At 46.1% G+C, this 17,562-nt stretch carries 13 protein-coding genes and 5 tRNA genes; 8 read left to right on the forward strand and 10 right to left on the reverse strand.

Translation table 11 applies throughout. From position 1 onward, the window contains the following. Positions 1-36: 36 nt before the first annotated feature. From SG35_RS17645 to SG35_RS17655, 3 genes are all read left to right on the forward strand, one after another. Positions 37-1,404: a sensor histidine kinase gene (locus tag SG35_RS17645; protein WP_053043165.1), complete on the forward strand. Its 1,368-nt coding sequence runs from the start codon at positions 37-39 to the stop codon at positions 1,402-1,404. Then, positions 1,404-2,768, forward strand: coding sequence for a sigma-54-dependent transcriptional regulator (locus SG35_RS17650; protein WP_044833901.1), 1,365 nt, complete (start codon positions 1,404-1,406; stop codon positions 2,766-2,768). The genes SG35_RS17645 and SG35_RS17650 overlap by 1 nt, the downstream gene beginning before the upstream one ends. A 127-nt stretch (positions 2,769-2,895) precedes the next feature. Continuing rightward, positions 2,896-3,108, forward strand: coding sequence for a hypothetical protein (locus SG35_RS17655; protein WP_044833902.1), 213 nt, complete (start codon positions 2,896-2,898; stop codon positions 3,106-3,108). Between the two features lie 61 nt (positions 3,109-3,169). On the opposite strand, the gene uvrB is transcribed toward SG35_RS17655, so the two are convergent. The 5 genes from uvrB to SG35_RS17680 form a co-directional block, all read right to left on the reverse strand. Continuing rightward, a complete protein-coding gene (gene uvrB / locus SG35_RS17660; protein WP_420794540.1) occupies positions 3,170-5,182 on the reverse strand; it encodes an excinuclease ABC subunit UvrB in 2,013 nt (670 codons plus the stop codon). Beyond that, on the reverse strand, positions 5,182-6,558 hold the full coding sequence (locus SG35_RS17665; protein ID WP_044833904.1) for an MATE family efflux transporter: 1,377 nt from the start codon (positions 6,556-6,558) through the stop codon (positions 5,182-5,184). Before SG35_RS17665 ends, uvrB begins: the two co-directional genes overlap by 1 nt. Before the next feature lie 707 nt (positions 6,559-7,265). Next, positions 7,266-7,550, reverse strand: a complete 285-nt coding sequence (locus tag SG35_RS17670; RefSeq protein ID WP_044833905.1) for a SymE family type I addiction module toxin — start codon at positions 7,548-7,550, stop codon at positions 7,266-7,268. A 383-nt stretch (positions 7,551-7,933) separates the two neighbouring features. Further along, complete coding sequence (locus SG35_RS17675) at positions 7,934-8,221, reverse strand: type II toxin-antitoxin system RelE/ParE family toxin (RefSeq protein ID WP_152646682.1); 288 nt, start codon at positions 8,219-8,221, stop codon at positions 7,934-7,936. Next, on the reverse strand, positions 8,218-8,448 hold the full coding sequence (locus tag SG35_RS17680) for a ribbon-helix-helix domain-containing protein (RefSeq protein WP_044833907.1): 231 nt from the start codon (positions 8,446-8,448) through the stop codon (positions 8,218-8,220). The genes SG35_RS17675 and SG35_RS17680 overlap by 4 nt, the downstream gene beginning before the upstream one ends. Before the next feature lie 450 nt (positions 8,449-8,898). On the opposite strand from SG35_RS17680, the gene SG35_RS17685 reads away from it, so the two are divergent. From SG35_RS17685 to SG35_RS17705, 5 genes are all read left to right on the forward strand, one after another. Then, positions 8,899-8,974: transfer RNA gene (locus SG35_RS17685), tRNA-Asn, on the forward strand. Positions 8,975-9,049: 75 nt separating this feature from the next. After that, a tRNA-Asn gene (locus tag SG35_RS17690) sits at positions 9,050-9,125 on the forward strand. Positions 9,126-9,562: 437 nt separating this feature from the next. Next, positions 9,563-9,638: transfer RNA gene (locus SG35_RS17695), tRNA-Asn, on the forward strand. A 50-nt stretch (positions 9,639-9,688) separates the two neighbouring features. After that, positions 9,689-9,764, forward strand: a tRNA-Asn gene (locus tag SG35_RS17700). A gap of 49 nt (positions 9,765-9,813) precedes the next feature. Continuing rightward, positions 9,814-9,889: transfer RNA gene (locus SG35_RS17705), tRNA-Asn, on the forward strand. A gap of 804 nt (positions 9,890-10,693) precedes the next feature. On the opposite strand, the gene SG35_RS17710 is transcribed toward SG35_RS17705, so the two are convergent. The 5 genes from SG35_RS17710 to SG35_RS17730 form a co-directional block, all read right to left on the reverse strand. Continuing rightward, positions 10,694-12,196 (reverse strand): GGDEF domain-containing protein, encoded by a 1,503-nt coding sequence (locus SG35_RS17710; RefSeq protein ID WP_053043166.1) that lies wholly within the window; start codon positions 12,194-12,196, stop codon positions 10,694-10,696. Between the two features lie 570 nt (positions 12,197-12,766). Beyond that, positions 12,767-14,620 carry a monovalent cation:proton antiporter-2 (CPA2) family protein gene (locus SG35_RS17715; protein WP_044833908.1) on the reverse strand — a complete coding sequence of 618 codons (1,854 nt, stop codon included), beginning with the start codon at positions 14,618-14,620 and terminating at the stop codon, positions 12,767-12,769. A gap of 52 nt (positions 14,621-14,672) precedes the next feature. After that, positions 14,673-15,875, reverse strand: coding sequence for an ABC transporter permease (locus SG35_RS17720; protein ID WP_044833909.1), 1,203 nt, complete (start codon positions 15,873-15,875; stop codon positions 14,673-14,675). A gap of 1 nt (position 15,876) precedes the next feature. Further along, positions 15,877-16,695, reverse strand: coding sequence for an ABC transporter ATP-binding protein (locus SG35_RS17725; RefSeq protein ID WP_044833910.1), 819 nt, complete (start codon positions 16,693-16,695; stop codon positions 15,877-15,879). A gap of 144 nt (positions 16,696-16,839) precedes the next feature. Further along, positions 16,840-17,385 carry a carboxymuconolactone decarboxylase family protein gene (locus SG35_RS17730; RefSeq protein WP_044833911.1) on the reverse strand — a complete coding sequence of 182 codons (546 nt, stop codon included), beginning with the start codon at positions 17,383-17,385 and terminating at the stop codon, positions 16,840-16,842. Between the last annotated feature and the right edge of the window lie 177 nt (positions 17,386-17,562).

Here is a 17,562-nt window from a genome sequence, read left to right on the forward strand (position 1 = left end):
ATTTCCTGTGTTTTCAGCTGATAGAATATATTAAATATGTCGTTAAAAAGTTATTTGTTTGCCTTGATCGGCGCCCTGATAGTGTTGTTAACCCTGTCACAACTGGCGCTGGTGTACTGGCTTGAATATAAGGTGGCCGATGATGTCGCCAAGCAGGCCCGGTTTTTAACTAAGGAAGTGATAGATATCGCCATTGAACGCATTGATGATGAACAAATTAAAGTAGTTGAAACGCCTGAAGTAGCAACAAAGCACCAGCAGCCAATAAAAGAAAATACCCGCGTGCTGGTGATTGAAAAACAGCTCCCCGATAAAGCCATACTAAAAGAACAGTTAATTCGCCTGGTTGATAACATACATGACAGCAAAACACCGCACTTTACCCAGGACTCCCCTTTTCCCAAGGTTATTTATAAAAAAACCGGGGACAGGCAACAGCTAAGGATCAGCAACAACCCCCTTGGCCAGGACAGCAAAAACCTTATCGAATCGATAAAAATTGCCTTAATCGGCTCGGCGGTCATTGCCCTGCTCTTTGCTTACTGGTTAAGCAGCCAATTTAGTAAACCTCTGAAAAGCCTGGTACTGGGCTTTAAGCACCTGGCCGGCGGTGATTATCAACATCAGGTACCGGCCCAGGGGGTAAAAGAGATCAGCAAGACCATAGATCACTTCAATACTATGGTTGCGAAACTGGCGCAGCTGACGGAACAAGAAAAACAGCATAAAGAAATCGCCCACCTGGCAGAGCTTGGCGAAGTAAGTCGGGGCCTGGCCCATGCCTTAAGAAGCCCGATACATACCATAGGCTTGTCCATTGAGCAGCTGATCCGGGACGAATTAACTCCCGAGCAAAAAAAACAGCTCTCGGTTACCGTACGGGATAAGATCGGCCATATCGATAAAAACATTAAAGCCCTGCTGACCCTGACCACGACCGGCATTAGCCGCAACGAACACATTCCGCTGCTGGCGGTGGTACAAGATATTATTCTTGAATATAAGTCCAGCCAGGGTAAAAACCAGGTCTTTGACCTGCAATTCCCGGACAGCTTAACCATCACAGCGGCAGAAACAGAGGTGCGCAGCATCTTGCATACCCTGATCATAAACGCCTGCGAAGCCAACGGTGAAAACGCTAAGGTCTGCATTCGGGGAGCACTTAAGGCGGCTAACATACTGGAGATAACCGTAATAGATCAAGGGCCGGGACTGGAGCGGCAAGTGGCAGATAAACTCTTTCAGCCCCATGTCTCGACCAAACCTTCGGGCGCCGGTATGGGCTTATATATCGCCCGGCGCATTATCAGGTCACATTACCGGGGCAATATCACTTTAATCAATCATCCACAGGCAAACGGCTGCATCGCCACCGCCTCATTTGCACAAAACCGGGAAGTATAATGTCCAATAACCATATCTTAGTCGTCGAAGATGATCATGAACAAAGAGCTTTAATATGCGATATTCTCACCCTGAGCCAATACCGGGTAACCGAGGCCGACTGTGTCGAACAGGCTATTTTACTGATCAAGGAACATCAGTTTGATGTTATTTTCTCCGACTGGAAACTCGGGCAACTAACCGGCATCGACCTGCTTAATTATGTCAGGAAAAATACCCCGCTCACGGGGTTTGTTATTGCCACCGCCTACGGCACCATCAGCCATGCGGTAGAAGCCCTGCAACAGGGCAGCGATGATTACCTGCCTAAACCTTTCCAGCGCCAGGAATTGTTGCTGACCATAGAAAAAGCCCTCAAGGCCAAAGAGCTGCGCAGCCAAAATCAGCAACTTAGCGCCCAGCTGAGCGAGCAAAAACAGCTGATCGGCCTGGTGGGTAAAGCCCCCTGTATGCAGGCGGTGTATCAGCGCATCGATAAAGTCAGCGCTACCAATGCCACCGTGTTGATTCTAGGGGAAAGCGGCACAGGTAAAGAGCTGGCAGCACGGGCCTTACATGAGCGCTCTAACCGCAACCACCGGAAGTTTATCGCCATCAACTGCGGCGCCATCGCCGAATCCCTGGCGGAAGCGGAATTATTCGGCGCAGAAAAAGGCGCCTATACCGGGGCCAACAATACCAAAATCGGCCGTTTTGAAGCCGCCGATCAAGGCACCATCTTTTTAGATGAAATCGGCGAACTTTCCCCTTCGCTGCAGGCCCATCTGTTGAGGTTTCTCCAGGAAGGCACCATTTGCCGTCTCGGCAGCCACCAGGAAATAAAACTCGATGTCAGGGTGATCGCCGCCACCCACAGGGATTTGCAACAGGAAGTGAGAGACGGGAACTTTCGCGAAGATCTGTTTTACCGCCTCAATGTCGTACCTATCAACATGCCGGCACTGCGTGAACGTCAGCAGGACATCCCGCTGCTTGCCGATCATTTTATTGCCGCACACAGCAAACAGCACCAATGCCAGGCTGAACCGCTGAACAGTGAAAGCTACCGGGCGCTGCTGGAGTACCACTGGCCGGGGAATGTCCGGGAATTATCAAACCGTATCGAACGTTTTGTGCTGTTAAACGATATCGATGAGCTGACGGCAAACATGTCGTCTGAGACCTTATCATCAAATGAGAGTGGCGAATTGCCGCAGGTTGACTTACCGGAGCAAGGTTTCAACTGGGAGGCCTTTGAGCGGCAATGTCTGGCAAATACGTTGGACTTTCACCAGGGAAATCGTACGAAAGCGGCTAAATACCTGCAAATGTCCTACAAAGCATTTTTATACCGGCTGGAAAAATTTAACATAAACAGTAAATAACAAACATTTTGTATACATTATAACTCCAGCGTTCTAGCTGCTTTTTTTTGATAGCCAATAGGTATAACCATCCAAAGGCCATGTTCTAGACTTAAAAGAGTATCCACTGTTTCACTGAGGAGCCTTTATGAGTGCAATATGGAAGAATCACGCCATGCATTTAGCGGATATGATCAAAGAAAACAACGAGACCAAAGCCCACTTATATCTTGAACAACTGATGTTGTTCCCTGTCGATATTCAGGACCAGATTATTGAAGAAATAAGCAGCTTGTCTCACTGCAGCAGTGACGCCGTAGCTAGCATTATTAACCATCATTCAATCATGGAACTGAAATAACGACAACTCTTTACTTTACATAATACATAAGTGGTATAAATATCTCCCTCAACCAGGAGCCCTAAGTAGCCAATTGCTGCTCCCTGAGCTTAGCAATTTCGTCCCTGATTGCGGCAGCTTGTTCAAACTCTAAGTTTTGTGCATGTTGGTACATAGTGTTTTCAAGCTGCTTAACCTTCTCATCAATTTCCTGGGTGGATAAGGCTTTATAACCGGCTTTCTGCTCCGCCACCAGACGCTCACCTTCTTGTTCGGTTAACGGCTCAAAGTTGGCGGTATCGACATCCATCACATCGGTAATTTTCCGTTTTACCCCGCGCGGCACAATATTATTATCCAGGTTAAACTGATGTTGTTTTTCCCGGCGGCGCTCGGTTTCTTCGATGGCTTTTTTCATCGAGCCGGTAATACGGGCGGCATATAAAATGGCCATACCGTTCTCATTACGGGCGGCGCGGCCTATGGTCTGAATAAGGGAGCGCTCAGAGCGCAGGAAACCTTCCTTGTCGGCATCGAGGATCGCCACCAGGGAAACTTCCGGCATATCCAGGCCTTCTCGCAGCAAGTTAATGCCGATCAAGACATCAAATTTCCCTAAACGGAAATCACGGATAATTTCCACCCGCTCGACGGTATCAACATCCGAATGCAGATAACGGGTTTTGATGCCGTGCTCGTCCAGGTAATCGGTGAGATCTTCTGCCATGCGTTTGGTTAAGGTGGTTGCCAGTACCCGCTCATTTATCGCGACCCGCTTATTGATTTCCGACAACAAGTCATCCACCTGGGTTTCCACCGGGCGTACTTCAATTTGCGGATCCAATAAACCTGTGGGCCTGACCACCTGCTCGGCAATTTCATCACCGGACTTATCAACTTCATAATTACTCGGGGTCGCCGAGACATAAATGGTTTGCGGCGCCAGTGCCTCAAATTCATCAAACTTCATCGGCCGGTTATCCAGTGCCGACGGCAGACGGAAACCATATTCCACCAGGTTTTCCTTACGGGATCTGTCCCCTTTATACATGGCGCCGATTTGCGGCACGGTAACATGGGACTCATCTATGATCAGCAAACCGTCGTCGGGTAAATAGTCGAACAGGGTCGGCGGCGCTTCTCCCGGCTCCCGTCCGGATAAATAGCGGGAATAGTTTTCGATGCCTGAGCAGTAGCCGAGCTCGGTCATCATTTCAATATCAAACTGGGTACGCTGCACCACCCTTTGCTCTTCCACCAGCTTATTGTTGTCTTTAAGCTGCTGGGATCTGTGTTTAAGCTCGATCTTGATTTGCTCAACCGCCGCCAGGATTTTCTCCCTCGGGGTGGCATAGTGGGTTTTAGGGTAAACCGTCACCCGGGCCAGCACCTGCTCGACACTGCCGGTTAAGGGATCAAACTGGCTGATACGTTCGATTTCTTCATCAAAAAGCTCAACCCTTAACGCCAGGCGATCAGATTCTGCCGGAAAAATATCAATCACATCACCGCGCACCCGGTAGGTTGCCCGCTGGAAGGCCATATCATTACGGGTATATTGCAGCTCGGCTAGCCGGCGCAGAATATCGCGCTGGTTAATAATATCTCCCACCCGCAGGTGCAACATCATCTTCAGGTAGGAGTCGGGATCACCCAAACCATAAATGGCCGAAACAGAAGCGACGATAATAACATCACGGCGTTCCAATAAGGCTTTGGTGGCCGACAAGCGCATCTGCTCTATATGTTCATTAACCGAGGCATCTTTTTCAATAAAAGTATCTGTGGTCGGAACATAGGCTTCAGGCTGATAATAATCATAATAAGAAACAAAATACTCAACGGCATTATTAGGGAAGAACTCTTTCATTTCCCCGTAAAGCTGGGCCGCCAAGGTTTTATTCGGCGCCAGCATCATGGTCGGGCGGTTCAATTGGGCAATAACATTGGCCACGGTAAAGGTTTTACCCGAGCCGGTCACCCCGAGTAAAGTCTGATGGGCCAAACCGGCATCTACGCCTTCAAGCAACTGCTTAATTGCTCCGGGCTGATCTCCCCCCGGGGTATAATCAGATACGAGTTCTAAAGACTTCATCAGGACATTACCTCTGTTTCTTTCACCTGTTCACATTTAAACTGCTTGGTAAATAAACGATAAGAAATACACGACATCACCAGGTTCCCCGTCAAGGCCCCGATAAAGAAGCCCTCTAAGCCGTATATTAAGCTGCCCAGATAAGCCAAAGGCACATAACAGACAAATAAGCGGATAATGCTTAACACCAGAGCCACCATAGGTTTATGCAGGGCGTTAAAGGATGAGTTGGTTAAAATAATAATACCCTGCAGGCCGTAACCTAAAGGTAAGATCCAGATAAATAAAATGATAATATCTGCAACCGCCTGCTCTTTGGCAAAGGCATCGGCAATAAAGGGAGCAATAAGCACCAACAGCGCATAAACCAATACCTGCCAGGCAAGGACAAATTTTATCGAGCTTTTAAAAGCTTGCTCAACCCTGTGCATATGACCGGCACCGAAATTCTGGCTGATAAAAGGCGGCAAAGTCATAGACAAGGCCAGCACCAGCAAACAGGCAATCGACTCAATGCGGGTACCGACACCAAAGGCCGCTACCGCAGATTCGCCATAAGTGGCGACAATTGCCGTTAATACCGCCGCAGCAATAGGGGTCAGCATATTGGCCCCCGCAGCCGGTAAGCCGATATGCAGGATGCCTTTGCTTGATTTAATAAAATCGCTAAGGGCTAAAAGCTTAGTATGCACCAGCTGCTTTTTATGAATCAGAATATAAAGCACAAAAGCGGTACCACATAACCAGGAGATCAGGGTGCTGATAGCCGCCCCCTGAATGCCCATGGCCGGCACCGGGCCAAAACCGAAAATAAAGATGGGATCTAATACCGCATTGATTAACCCTGCGCCCCCCATAATGAAGCTGGGGGTTTTGGTATCCCCTGAAGCCCGAAGCACGGCATTACCGATCATGGGGCCAATTAAACAGGCACTGCCCAGGAACCAGACATCCATATATAAATGTATGGTGGGTAACAGTGAAGCTTCAGCGCCGAGCAGGGTAAAGATTTCATCGGCAAAAATATAACCTACATAGGCGAGCATAGAGACAATAACAGCGGCCAAATACAAGGCCGTGGTCGCGGAGTTTTTTGCCGCCTCAGAGTCGCCGCTGCCAAGAAACTTGGCAATCACCGCTGAGGTCCCTATACCCAGACCTATAGTGAGGCTGATCACGGTAAAGGTAATGGGAAAGGTAAAACTAATGGCCGCCAGGGGCTGGGTACCCAACAGGCCGACAAAAAAGGTATCGACTAAATTAAACGACATCAGCAATATCATGCTGTAGATAACCGGTGTGGTCATACGTTTTAATGTCGGTGATACTGGGTCTTCGAGAAGATTTACCGGGGTCTTTATCTTAGTTTTTGTCATCAAAGCTCTTTTCTATAGGAGGTTAACCATCTTAACCTATGACACCCGGAGGAAGAATCCCTGAAAATTAACTTTATAACCGGGCAAAAAAGCCATTGTAAAAGATACTGCCCTCAGTCGCTATGTAAATATGCCAATAAAGTGTTACACCGTTTTTCATCTGGGGAGAATGTCGTTAAAAATCTACATTGTTCATAATCCAGACAAAAAATACCCACAATAAGCGAATACAAGCATACTTTGTTTAAAAATCAACCGGATAACAACAGTTATTAACAAATAGCATCTAGCTAATTGATTTTAAAGTAAAAACCAAATAACAAACAAAACATCAATCGCCCTACAGCGCCTATGTTACCGTTTTAGCTCAGTTTTATTACAGAGTAACTCACATAGTTATCCACAAGATTAGTGGATAACTATGTGGTTATTGTTCACAACTTAGATATTGATTGAAAATCCAGCAAAAATTGGCGCTATCACCGTATTTTCGAATAAAATTCAAACGGCAGAAGAAATGAGTATGGATGGGGACTAGTGATGCCTATATAAAAAACACAGCTGAATTGATTTTATCTTTACCCGGCTAAGATAGAAGCCAACCCCGCATTTTAGTATATGCCTGTCACTATAATTGATAGCATTTGAGGCAGACAAACCTTGTTCGTCTGCTGCGCCCATTAAGGACGCAGCCATTCTTGTACCCGTTAAGATTTAACAGCGATATCAGGCAAGACCTGACTTGCCGTTATTGCCAACTCCCCCTTGTTGACAGTTACGGTCACCTTTTCCCCAATAGAGAAACCGGCCTGTTCGAGCCATTTCCCCTGCAGGACAATACAAGGCTCAAGCTTTACCGGCACATAGTTAATGCCGACGCTCCGGGTTCTTACTCCCGGATTACGGATAGTTTCCAATACTTTAAGTTGACGGGTGGCGGGAGATTTTGCTTTTGCCGAGCCAGGCTCTGACGTATGATGATATTCAGCCATGACGGACTCCTTTTAAGTTCGTTTTGGTTAGCAATCTCTGGGTGCTGGTACACTCAGGGGTTGCGACTTGTATTACTGCTTTTCTTTACCACGTTTGTTGGCGACAGCTGTTGCCGCATTGTTATGGCTATATGCAGTAACAATGCGGGATTGCTATGCCTGGGTGCTCTCCTGATGTGCAAGAGAGCACTATATAGAAAAGACCAACCGGCTGGTTAAATCAACAGGATATTGATTTTATTTATCAGGATTTTTTCGGATATGGGTAGAGTTGTTTACAGCAGAAACTGCTGCTGCGATCCAACAATAGCCAACGGGTAAAAAGGACACTTTAAACTAAAAAAATCATAAGCTTACTAGCTAAAAATAAAACGTATGTTTGCTTACAGCCAAAGATCAGTTTCTTGCTCACCTATAACAGCCATAATTTCGGTTGTGTTATTAATAACTCGATAATAAATGCTATCTCGACCGCAGACACACCTTCTATAACCCGGGCGAATATGATCAACAGTTTGATATAAATAGGGAGAGCTTGCTATCTGTTCAAATTTATCAAAGAATGCATAAAAATAACTTTCGGCTTTTTTCTCCCCAAATTCAGCAACACCGTAAGCATATATTCTTTTTAAATCCTCTTTCGCATTGCAGGAAAGAAGGTAATCGCTCATCGTGATATAACACTTGCTTTAGCTTCAGCCAGGATCTCTGCTGCAGTTTGCTCGGTAAAGCCACTTTGCTCAGCTCGCTCAAGCTTCTGATTTATTGCTTCAGCACGCCTGGCCTTCCTTATCAAATCATTGATCAACTCGCTTTTACTTGAATATTCATCATTATCAACCTGTGATAACAGCCACTCTTCATTGGGCTTGGTCAATGTAATACTTTGTCGCGGCATAACAATCATCCTAAATGGTGCAATATATACACAAAATAGCACCATCGTATTAAAAAAACCAGCTTAGAAATTATACCGATGGCACTCTCCAATCTTAATTAGGCCAACCAAAATAACTCCAGTGACTATAAATATAATTAATAGTCACTGGAGTTATTACGGGTGGCCTATTAAGTTCACTCTGAAATAACACGAATTTTTGAGCAATACCGACGACTACGATATATAGGCAGCTTTATTGCTTCACTATCAAATACAAAGCTAAGATCATTAGCTTCAACTTAGCACCAGATTAGAAACACAGCTAAAAATGGCGATACCTTCCCCCACCTGCCTGCAATTTAAGCAAACAAACAAATTATTTCATTTTTTGTTATTTTTGTGTTGACAGCTTCGCGAGTGCTCTTTAATATTCGCCCCCGTTGGTCAGACACCAACAAATAAAACAATTCCCCAATAGCTCAGTTGGTAGAGCGACGGACTGTTAATCCGTGTGTCACTGGTTCAAGCCCAGTTTGGGGAGCCACATTTTTAGAACTGGAATTTTATTCGGGTTCTTGGCTTTCTCTTATGATAAGAGCAGAGCAACGTAAAAAATTATTCCCCAATAGCTCAGTTGGTAGAGCGACGGACTGTTAATCCGTGTGTCACTGGTTCAAGCCCAGTTTGGGGAGCCACCTTTAAAAAGGCTGCAATTATTTGCAGCCTTTTTCTTTATCTTGAAAAATGTATCCCAACAGCTCAGAGACCAGAAGCACGGACTCTACTCTTACTCTTTATTAAGACAAGCCCACGTGCGTCACAACTTCGATTTAAAGTAAATTAACTTACAATCCCCTGACCTCACCTCAACCTTTTACCTTAATCTGAACCAAGCCCGATAATGACAGGTGAGCAAATGTTCATTCACAAAGCCAAAATAAGTATATGGTTTTAAACCACAAACTTTCCCTTGTTCGAAAACAAAACAAAAAGCGGTGATATCCACAGCCACTTGTCCGCAATTTAAGCAAACGGACAAATTATTTCTTTTTTTCACTTTTTTGTGTTGACAGTATCGCCCGTGCTCTTTAATATTCCGCCCCGTTGGTCAGACACCAACAAATAAAACGATTCCCCAATAGCTCAGTTGGTAGAGCGACGGACTGTTAATCCGTGTGTCACTGGTTCAAGCCCAGTTTGGGGAGCCACATTTTTAGAACTGGAATTAATTCGGGTTCTTTTAGAAGTAAAAAATTATTCCCCAATAGCTCAGTTGGTAGAGCGACGGACTGTTAATCCGTGTGTCACTGGTTCAAGCCCAGTTTGGGGAGCCACATTTTAGAACTGGAATTAATTCGGGTTCTTTTAGAAGTAAAAATTTATTCCCCAATAGCTCAGTTGGTAGAGCGACGGACTGTTAATCCGTGTGTCACTGGTTCAAGCCCAGTTTGGGGAGCCACCTAATAAAGGGCTGCAATTATTTGCAGCCCTTTTTCTTTACCTGAAAAAAATATACTGCCAATAACTCAAAGACCAGAGCGACGGACTGTACTCTTTATAAGCCCGGCGTGTGTCACTGGTTCAAGCCCAGTTTGGGGAGCCACCTAATAAAGGGCTACAATTATTTGCAGCCCTTTTTCTTTACCTGAAAAAATATACTGCCAATAACTCAAAGACCAGAGCGACGGACTGTACTCTTTATAAGCCCAGCGTGTGTCACTGGTTCAAGCCCAGTTTGGGGAGCCACCTAATAAAGGGCTGCAATTATTTACAGCCCTTTTTCTTTACCTGAAAAAATATACTGCCAATAACTCAAAGACCAGAGCGACGGACTGTACTCTTTATAACCCCGGCGTGTGTCACTGGTTCAAGCCCGGTTTGGGGAGCCACCTAATAAAGGGCTGCAATTATTTGCAGCCCTTTTTCTTTACCTGAAAAAATATACTGCCAATAACTCAAAGACCAGAGCGACGGACTGTACTCTTTATAACCCCAGCGTGTGTCACTGGTTCAAGCCCAGTTTGGGGAGCCACCTAATAAAGGGCTGCAATTATTTGCAGCCCTTTTTCTTTATCTATGTCCCGTCCTGAGATAAGTAATGCCCAGTCCAATCCTCCTGCCACGTTATCTATTATGATTTCAGGCGAAGACGATGATTAAATAGTAAGATCTTTTCAGAGAACTTAAATGATGCCGCCAAACTAGCAGAGCCTGGCTCTACTTTCAGTTCACCCGGCTTTCACTTAAAGCGAATCACTTCCCTTTACACTACAGACTTAACCTTCAAGCCATTGCGTCCTGCTGACTTGGCTTGATACAAGAGCTCATCAGCAGCTTTATATACTTCATCCGGTGTCATGTCTTCTTTATATGACACCTGAATAGCCCCGGCGGAAACCGTTAAAAACTCGGAAACCGTACTCGGTTCATGGGGAATTTTTAGTGCTTCAACGCTGTGAATAATATTAAGGGCAAATAATTCCAGAGAAATAAAATCTTTCTGATTGGTTAAGATCAAGAACTCTTCCCCACCAACCCTGAAGGCAAAGTCAGATGAACGCTTGGCCTGATCAATTAAGACCTTAGCCACGGCAATCAAGGCTTTATCTCCCTCCTGGTGGCCATAGGTGTCGTTATATTGCTTAAAGAAATCGATATCGAGCAATACCACGGAAAATAATTTTTCATCCCGCTTCGCCCGCCTGAACTCCCGGGGAAAAACACTATCGAAATAATTACGATTATAAAGTCCGGTCATGTTATCGGTAATCGACAATTTTTCTAATAATTTTTTATCGGTAATGTCATTAAAAAATAAATTAAAGGTATCAACCTCCTCCCCATGACTGCTCTCAGGAATAACTTCTAAATGAAACCAGAGCTTTTGCCCGGCAACATGAATATAAACTTCACGGCTTACCGGGATACCGGATAAAATATCCTGCTCAAATTTCAGAAACTGCTGTTCATCGGTAAAAAAACAATCATTGACAGAATGTAAAGTAGCATCCCTGTCCAGCTTTAATATCCGACATAAGGCATAACTGATATCAACAACTTTTTTATCCCGGGTCAATGTCGCCGTCAGGATATTTTGATCTAGCAGATATAACTGATGCTGATAGTTTTGGTTGAGGGCAAACAGGTTTTTTACGATATAAAAAGTGATAAACCCCGAGAATATCAAGGTCAGGGATAAAATGATGGTTACTGTATTCTGGTTGCTGTTAACGACGGAAAAGCTATGATATTCACTGGCTTTTTTTACCGCAAAATCATTCAGCACCTTATTTTGCTGGTAAAAATGTTCAATTGCTTCAATGCCCTGAGTATTGTGCAGTTGATTCGCCTGGTGGTTTTTCCCTTTCCTGAGTAGATCAGACAACTGCCCAGCCAAGGTTTTCCAGCGGATAAAGGCATGATAGGCGTTATCAATATCGTGGTTATCCCCTAAATAATTTTCATAAATAATGGCAAAGTTATACTCAATGCGCTCTTCCTGTTGGTGAATTTTTTGGTTCAACACCCTGATATTTTCGACGATATGTTCGATATCATGCACATGAATCGCCGCTTTTAAATCGCGATCCATCACAGTGACGCCGGTATAAATTTCAGCGACCGCATTATTGACCTGAAAGGGATGAATAAAAATATTCAGCATATTATCGGTCAGAATTTGCATTTTATAGATAGTAAAACTAACACTTGCGACAGAGGCGAAAGCAATCAGGAAAAAGCCGAACAGAATTTTTTTTATACTCATAATCTCATCACAGTACCGGTAACATTCCCTATTACTATGCGATAGTGTCTATACAGAAAAATGTTATTACTGACTATAATATAAAGCTTTTTTACTTATTCAAGCACCAAGATCAACAACCGGGCAGTTGTTTCAACCGGTGCTTCAAATAATGAGCAGATATGGAGACTTTCCTGTTCCCCCGGAAATACTCCTCTTAGCTATCATCACTAAACAGTCCACCGACCGCGCTCAAGCTCTGATCCCAAGTATAGAACAAGACCCTTTGCTTCTTTGATTAATCAATAGCTAAGTCAACGAAAAGGATAAGAAAAGTCATCACTGCACATAAAGATTCACAAAGAGCTTGTTGGCGCAAACATGCACGACATCGAAAGAGCACAGACTCAGACAAGAAATACGACGGTTGAATATTACTGTCATTCAAACGCTTAGAGCTGCTCACTCAAGGCTAGACTGAAATTACCTTCATAACCGTCAGCCTGACGGTGGGCAAAAAACAACAAAGCAAGGGTTAAAATGCCGCCTTAGAAAGCGGCGGCATAGTTAAAAATGTGACTCAACTCACCCTCAATCGGGACATTTTCCCGATGTTTCATCGCATTGCTCATTAAAGGCACGGGCATCCTGACTGTCCGCCTGTAACACCGCCGCCAGTGCCCGGTAATTTTCCTGGGCCTGGGAGCGATAACCTTTTTCATCACCGTACAATTCAGCCATGGCGATAATATTTCGCTCATCATGCTCTTTAAAAATAGCCGCCGAGCGCCGGGCTTCCTCGGCTTCAACCCCCAGGCTGGTTAACGCCTGCTCAGCTAAATTCAGTGCCGAATGAAAAGTTTCCCGGACAATAATATCGGCGCCGCTTTCCTGCAACTCATGCACTTCAAGTCGGCCCACCGCCCGCACCAGTATTTTTAAATGGGGATAATGCTTACGGGCATGCTCAACAATTTCCAGCGTTTTTTCATGTTCATCTACCGCCACGATCAAAAGCTTAGCCGTTTCTGCGCCGGCGGCATGTAATAAATCCGGGCGCGAGGCGTCGCCGTAAAAAACCTTATTTTCAAATTTTCGCACCAGCTCCACCTGGGTGGCATCATGCTCAAGTACCGTTACCTGGTGTCCCTTCATGATCAACAGCCTTGATACTATTTGACCGAAACGCCCCATGCCCGCCAAAATCACCGGGGTATCGCCGTCATCGATATGATCCGCCTCGATCTCTTCCTGGCTATCGGCCCCTGAAAAGAAAGGCTCCACCACCTTGTTATTCACTATCATCAGCAGCGGAGTGACCGCCATAGATAACGCCACCACCACCACCAGCGGCTCGGTAATGTCCGGCGTTAAAATATGGTGCTGGCTGGCAAAGGTGAATAATACAAAGCAAAATTCCCCCGACTGCGCCAGGGCAAAAGAGAAAAACCAGCGGTTAATGCCCTGCATCTTAAACAGTTTACCCAGCACAAACAGCACCAGCATTTTACAGAGGATAAGGCCAAAGACTAAGGCGAGAATAAAGACCGGCTTGGCCAGCAAAATGGCAAAATTAATACTGGCGCCGACCGAGATAAAAAACAGCCCAAGCAGCAGGCCTTTAAAAGGCGCAATTTCGGCTTCCAGCTCATGGCGGTATTCGCTTTCCGCCAATACCACGCCCGCCAGGAAAGTGCCCAGCGCCGCAGAAACGCCTATGCTGTCCATCAACAGGGCAATGCCCACCACCAAAAATAAGGCGGTGGCGGTAAAAATTTCCCGCATCTTGGTTTGGGCAATAATGCGAAACAGTGGACGTAATAAAAACTTACCCGCTAAAATAATGCCGCCGATCACGGCAACCAATTGCAGGGCATGCTGATAACCGGTTAACTGCCCCGCTGCTGGCTCGGTTGTTGCCGCACCTGCCATTGCCAGCAGCGGCATCAAGGCCAGCATGGGAATTACCGCGATATCCTGAAACAACAACACGGCAAAAGAAGATTGCCCGAGCTCGGTCTTCATCAGGCCATTTTCATTGAGCAATTGCAGTACGATTGCGGTTGAGGAAAGCGCCAAAATCATACCCACCGCCAGTGCCATCTGCCAGCTCAGGCCGAATAACAAAGCCACTGCAGTTAACAACGCCGTGCTCAGCACCACCTGGGCGCCGCCAAGGCCGACAATAGGCACCCTGAGCTTCCATAAAATAGACGGTTGCAGCTCCAGCCCCACCAGAAACAACATCATCACCACGCCAAACTCGGCAAAATGCATGACATTTTCCAGATGGCTACCGACTATACCCAGCACATAAGGGCCGATGATCACTCCGGCGATCAGGTAACCCAGCACGGAGCCCAGTCCCAACCTTTTGGCAATAGGCACAGTCACCACACCGGCGCCGAGAAACACAAACGCCTGCTCCATTAACCCCATTGCCATAACTCCCCCTTACTAATCAGCATCTTATTAAACTTACTATCAACACTTATCATCAGCGAAATAGCACGGATTCTTTATTGAAAATGTATACGCAAAAAAGAATCGCAACCAGGGCAAACACCGAGCTCGATGCCAGGATAGATACCAGCATCCAGTGATCTATGGTGCCTTTTAATATCTCTTTGATCGCCAGCGCGACATTGGATATAGGCACCAGGGACCAGCTCCAGTTAAGCTTTATCCCCGGCAGCATCGCCACCATTACAGGAAAAAACCCCAGCATAGACATCGGGCCCATATAATTTTGTGCTTCTTTAAAGCTGCGGGCATAAATGGAAATGGACAGTAAAATGGCGGCAAAAATAGCCGATACCGGGATCAGCATCAACAGCATTAATAACAGATCGGTTAACCCCACCGAAGCCAGTACCCGGGCAACAACATCAACATCGGCAAGTTCGCCGATAAGGTAACTCCACATCACCAGAGAAAATACGGTGATCAGCGCCGTGACTATGCCCGTGGTCATAATGGTAAAAAACTTACCCAACACCAGGGCGTAGCGGGAAATAGGCGTCAGTAACAGGGTTTCCAGCGTGCCACGCTCTTTTTCCCCCGCCCCCAAATCTATGGCGGGATACATGGCGCCGGTTAAACATAACACGATCAGCAAATACGGCAGCAGGCCGCCGATTTGTTCGCCTAAGTTTTCCCTTTCGTTGGCGGTATCTACGGTTTTGAGCAACACAGGTTTCATTAACAGTTTAAACTGCTCTTCATTAATGCCGAGTTCGCCGAACTTATCTTGCCTGAGGTTTTGCAGGTATTGATTAAAGACCTTATTGACCTTTTGTTTTACCTGATTCAATTGTGACGAGTCATTAAAGTACAGCTGCCACTGGCTTTGTTGCCCGAGCGTTAAATCATCCTGATGTTGTACATTGATTTTAATCACTAAATCCAGTGTGCCGCTGCGGATCGCCGTAAAAATATCCTCATCCTGTTCCAGCGGCATTTCCTGGCGCTGAAAATCCCGGTGATAAAACAGGCTTTCTTCAAAGCGGCTTGCCTGCTCGCCGTTGATAATGGCGTAACGCAGCACTTTTTGCTCTTCCTCGATGGCGGCACTGGCCACCACGGCTCCCATGACGGCAAAAATCACCGGGAAAATAAGCAGCGGCAGGGCTATCATAAAAAATAATGTTTTCCTGTCGCGTACCAGCTCTAAAAGCTCTTTTTTATATACTTGCCACATGTTACTGCTCTCCGGTGTGTATCTGCTGGCCGCTATCTTGGTCCCGCCCCGATAAAATCGCCATAAAGGCCTTCCTTAAATCCCGGCATTGGCTGCGTTGTTGCATCTGTTCGAGCGAGCCGCTAAAACAAGTGGTGCCCTGGGCAATAATCGCCACTTTATCCGCCAGCATGGCGACTTCATCTAAATGATGAGTAGAAAAAATTACCGGCCGCCCCAGGTTGCGCTGGCTGTCGATAAATTCCAATATTGCCTCCGTTGCCATGATATCCAGTCCTGTGGTGGGCTCATCCAACACCAAAACTTCCGGCTGATGGATCACCGAGCGGGCAATCGAGACTTTTTGCTGCATGCCGCTAGACAAGGTTTCCACCCGTCGGTGCAAATAAGCTTCAATATCAAGCTGCTGATAAAGGGCTTCGCCATACTCCTTGATTTGCTGCTCACTCATACCATGAAGCTTGGCAAAATATTCGATATTTTCCTTGGCAGTCAATCGGTTATATAGGCCGGTTTTCGTGGATAAAAAGCCAATTTTCTTTTTGGCTTCCTGGGGTTTTTTGATGATGTCAACGTCGTTAATGACAATAGCGCCGCTGTCGGGTTTTAGCGCCGCGGCTAATATACGTAACGTCGTGGTTTTTCCTGCGCCATTGGGGCCTAACAGGCCTAAGACCTGGCCTTTATCACAGGAAAAACTGACATCATTTAATGCCTGGAACAGCCTGCCGGCTTGTCTGGGGTCTTTTTTATCATCTTGTTGCTTCATTGCCTCTTTGCTGAGGTGAAATGATTTACTCAGGTGGGAAACTGTGATCATGAATATTGTCATTACCGGGAAAAATCTGATTAAGCAATTGTATCGGTTATGAAAATACTAAGCCAATCTTTATTGCCCGATCGCTTTAAGCCCCCGACAAGCCCCTTAGCCAGCCATTTACCAGAGGCTTATCGGCAAAAGTCGCTAAAAGGGCGGCTCCCCTGCTTCGGGCAAAGGCACGTCAAAAGAAAACACTATGGTAGAGATCATGCGGTACATGCCACAAGCCATCACTAAATCCAGAAACGCCTGAATACCGATTTCATCAACCAGGCAGTCCTGGGTATGCTGGGCAATGCTGCGATGATGCACCACATCTTCTGCCACCTGCCAGGTATACAAATACAGGCGTTTCATGCTGGCACTGGCAATATCCCCTTCAAGCACCTGGGCGATGACTGAATTGGGTAAACCCGCCCTTTCTGCCGGGGCAATATGCTTTTCCCAGACAAAAGCTGCCCCCAGCGCCCTAGCGGTGGCCAAAATACCCAGCTCGCGGATATCCCCCGCCAGTTCGCTCTCATAGCGCAAATAGGTGCCCAGCTCCCCGACATGACGGGCCAATTGCGGATGATTCAGTAAGGTCCGGTACATACCGGATAAACCATCCCTGGGCCCGATTAATTTATCGTATATTTCCTGTCCCTCTACATCCAAATCATCCCGGGTGGGTAACGGAAGTTTTGCCATAACCTTATCCTTGTCGTTTAGATAACGTCAGCCAAGTGAGGCATCCGGCATAAGCGGCTCCCCCTTGATTAACTTGAGTTGTCTGTAAATTTATTTAAGCGCCTTTACTGCCCGGCGCTTCTTGTTATCAGCTTATTCTTTAGCGCTAGTCTTCAGACTTAATCTTCAGACTTAATC

The organism is Thalassomonas actiniarum, from assembly GCF_000948975.2.
GTDB lineage: Bacteria > Pseudomonadota > Gammaproteobacteria > Enterobacterales > Alteromonadaceae > Thalassomonas > Thalassomonas actiniarum.

What these genes read in the sequence shown, in the direction of transcription:
- SG35_RS17645 (WP_053043165.1), top strand. Translation starts at nt 37, where the DNA reads ATGTCGTTAAAAAGTTATTTGTTTGCCTTGATCGGCGCCCTGATAGTG.
- SG35_RS17650 (WP_044833901.1), top strand. Translation starts at nt 1,404, where the DNA reads ATGTCCAATAACCATATCTTAGTCGTCGAAGATGATCATGAACAAAGA.
- SG35_RS17655 (WP_044833902.1), top strand. Translation starts at nt 2,896, where the DNA reads ATGAGTGCAATATGGAAGAATCACGCCATGCATTTAGCGGATATGATC.
- uvrB (WP_420794540.1), bottom strand. Translation starts at nt 5,182, where the DNA reads ATGAAGTCTTTAGAACTCGTATCTGATTATACCCCGGGGGGAGATCAG.
- SG35_RS17665 (WP_044833904.1), bottom strand. Translation starts at nt 6,558, where the DNA reads ATGACAAAAACTAAGATAAAGACCCCGGTAAATCTTCTCGAAGACCCA.
- SG35_RS17670 (WP_044833905.1), bottom strand. Translation starts at nt 7,550, where the DNA reads ATGGCTGAATATCATCATACGTCAGAGCCTGGCTCGGCAAAAGCAAAA.
- SG35_RS17675 (WP_152646682.1), bottom strand. Translation starts at nt 8,221, where the DNA reads ATGAGCGATTACCTTCTTTCCTGCAATGCGAAAGAGGATTTAAAAAGA.
- SG35_RS17680 (WP_044833907.1), bottom strand. Translation starts at nt 8,448, where the DNA reads ATGCCGCGACAAAGTATTACATTGACCAAGCCCAATGAAGAGTGGCTG.
- SG35_RS17710 (WP_053043166.1), bottom strand. Translation starts at nt 12,196, where the DNA reads ATGAGTATAAAAAAAATTCTGTTCGGCTTTTTCCTGATTGCTTTCGCC.
- SG35_RS17715 (WP_044833908.1), bottom strand. Translation starts at nt 14,620, where the DNA reads ATGGCAATGGGGTTAATGGAGCAGGCGTTTGTGTTTCTCGGCGCCGGT.
- SG35_RS17720 (WP_044833909.1), bottom strand. Translation starts at nt 15,875, where the DNA reads ATGTGGCAAGTATATAAAAAAGAGCTTTTAGAGCTGGTACGCGACAGG.
- SG35_RS17725 (WP_044833910.1), bottom strand. Translation starts at nt 16,695, where the DNA reads ATGATCACAGTTTCCCACCTGAGTAAATCATTTCACCTCAGCAAAGAG.
- SG35_RS17730 (WP_044833911.1), bottom strand. Translation starts at nt 17,385, where the DNA reads ATGGCAAAACTTCCGTTACCCACCCGGGATGATTTGGATGTAGAGGGA.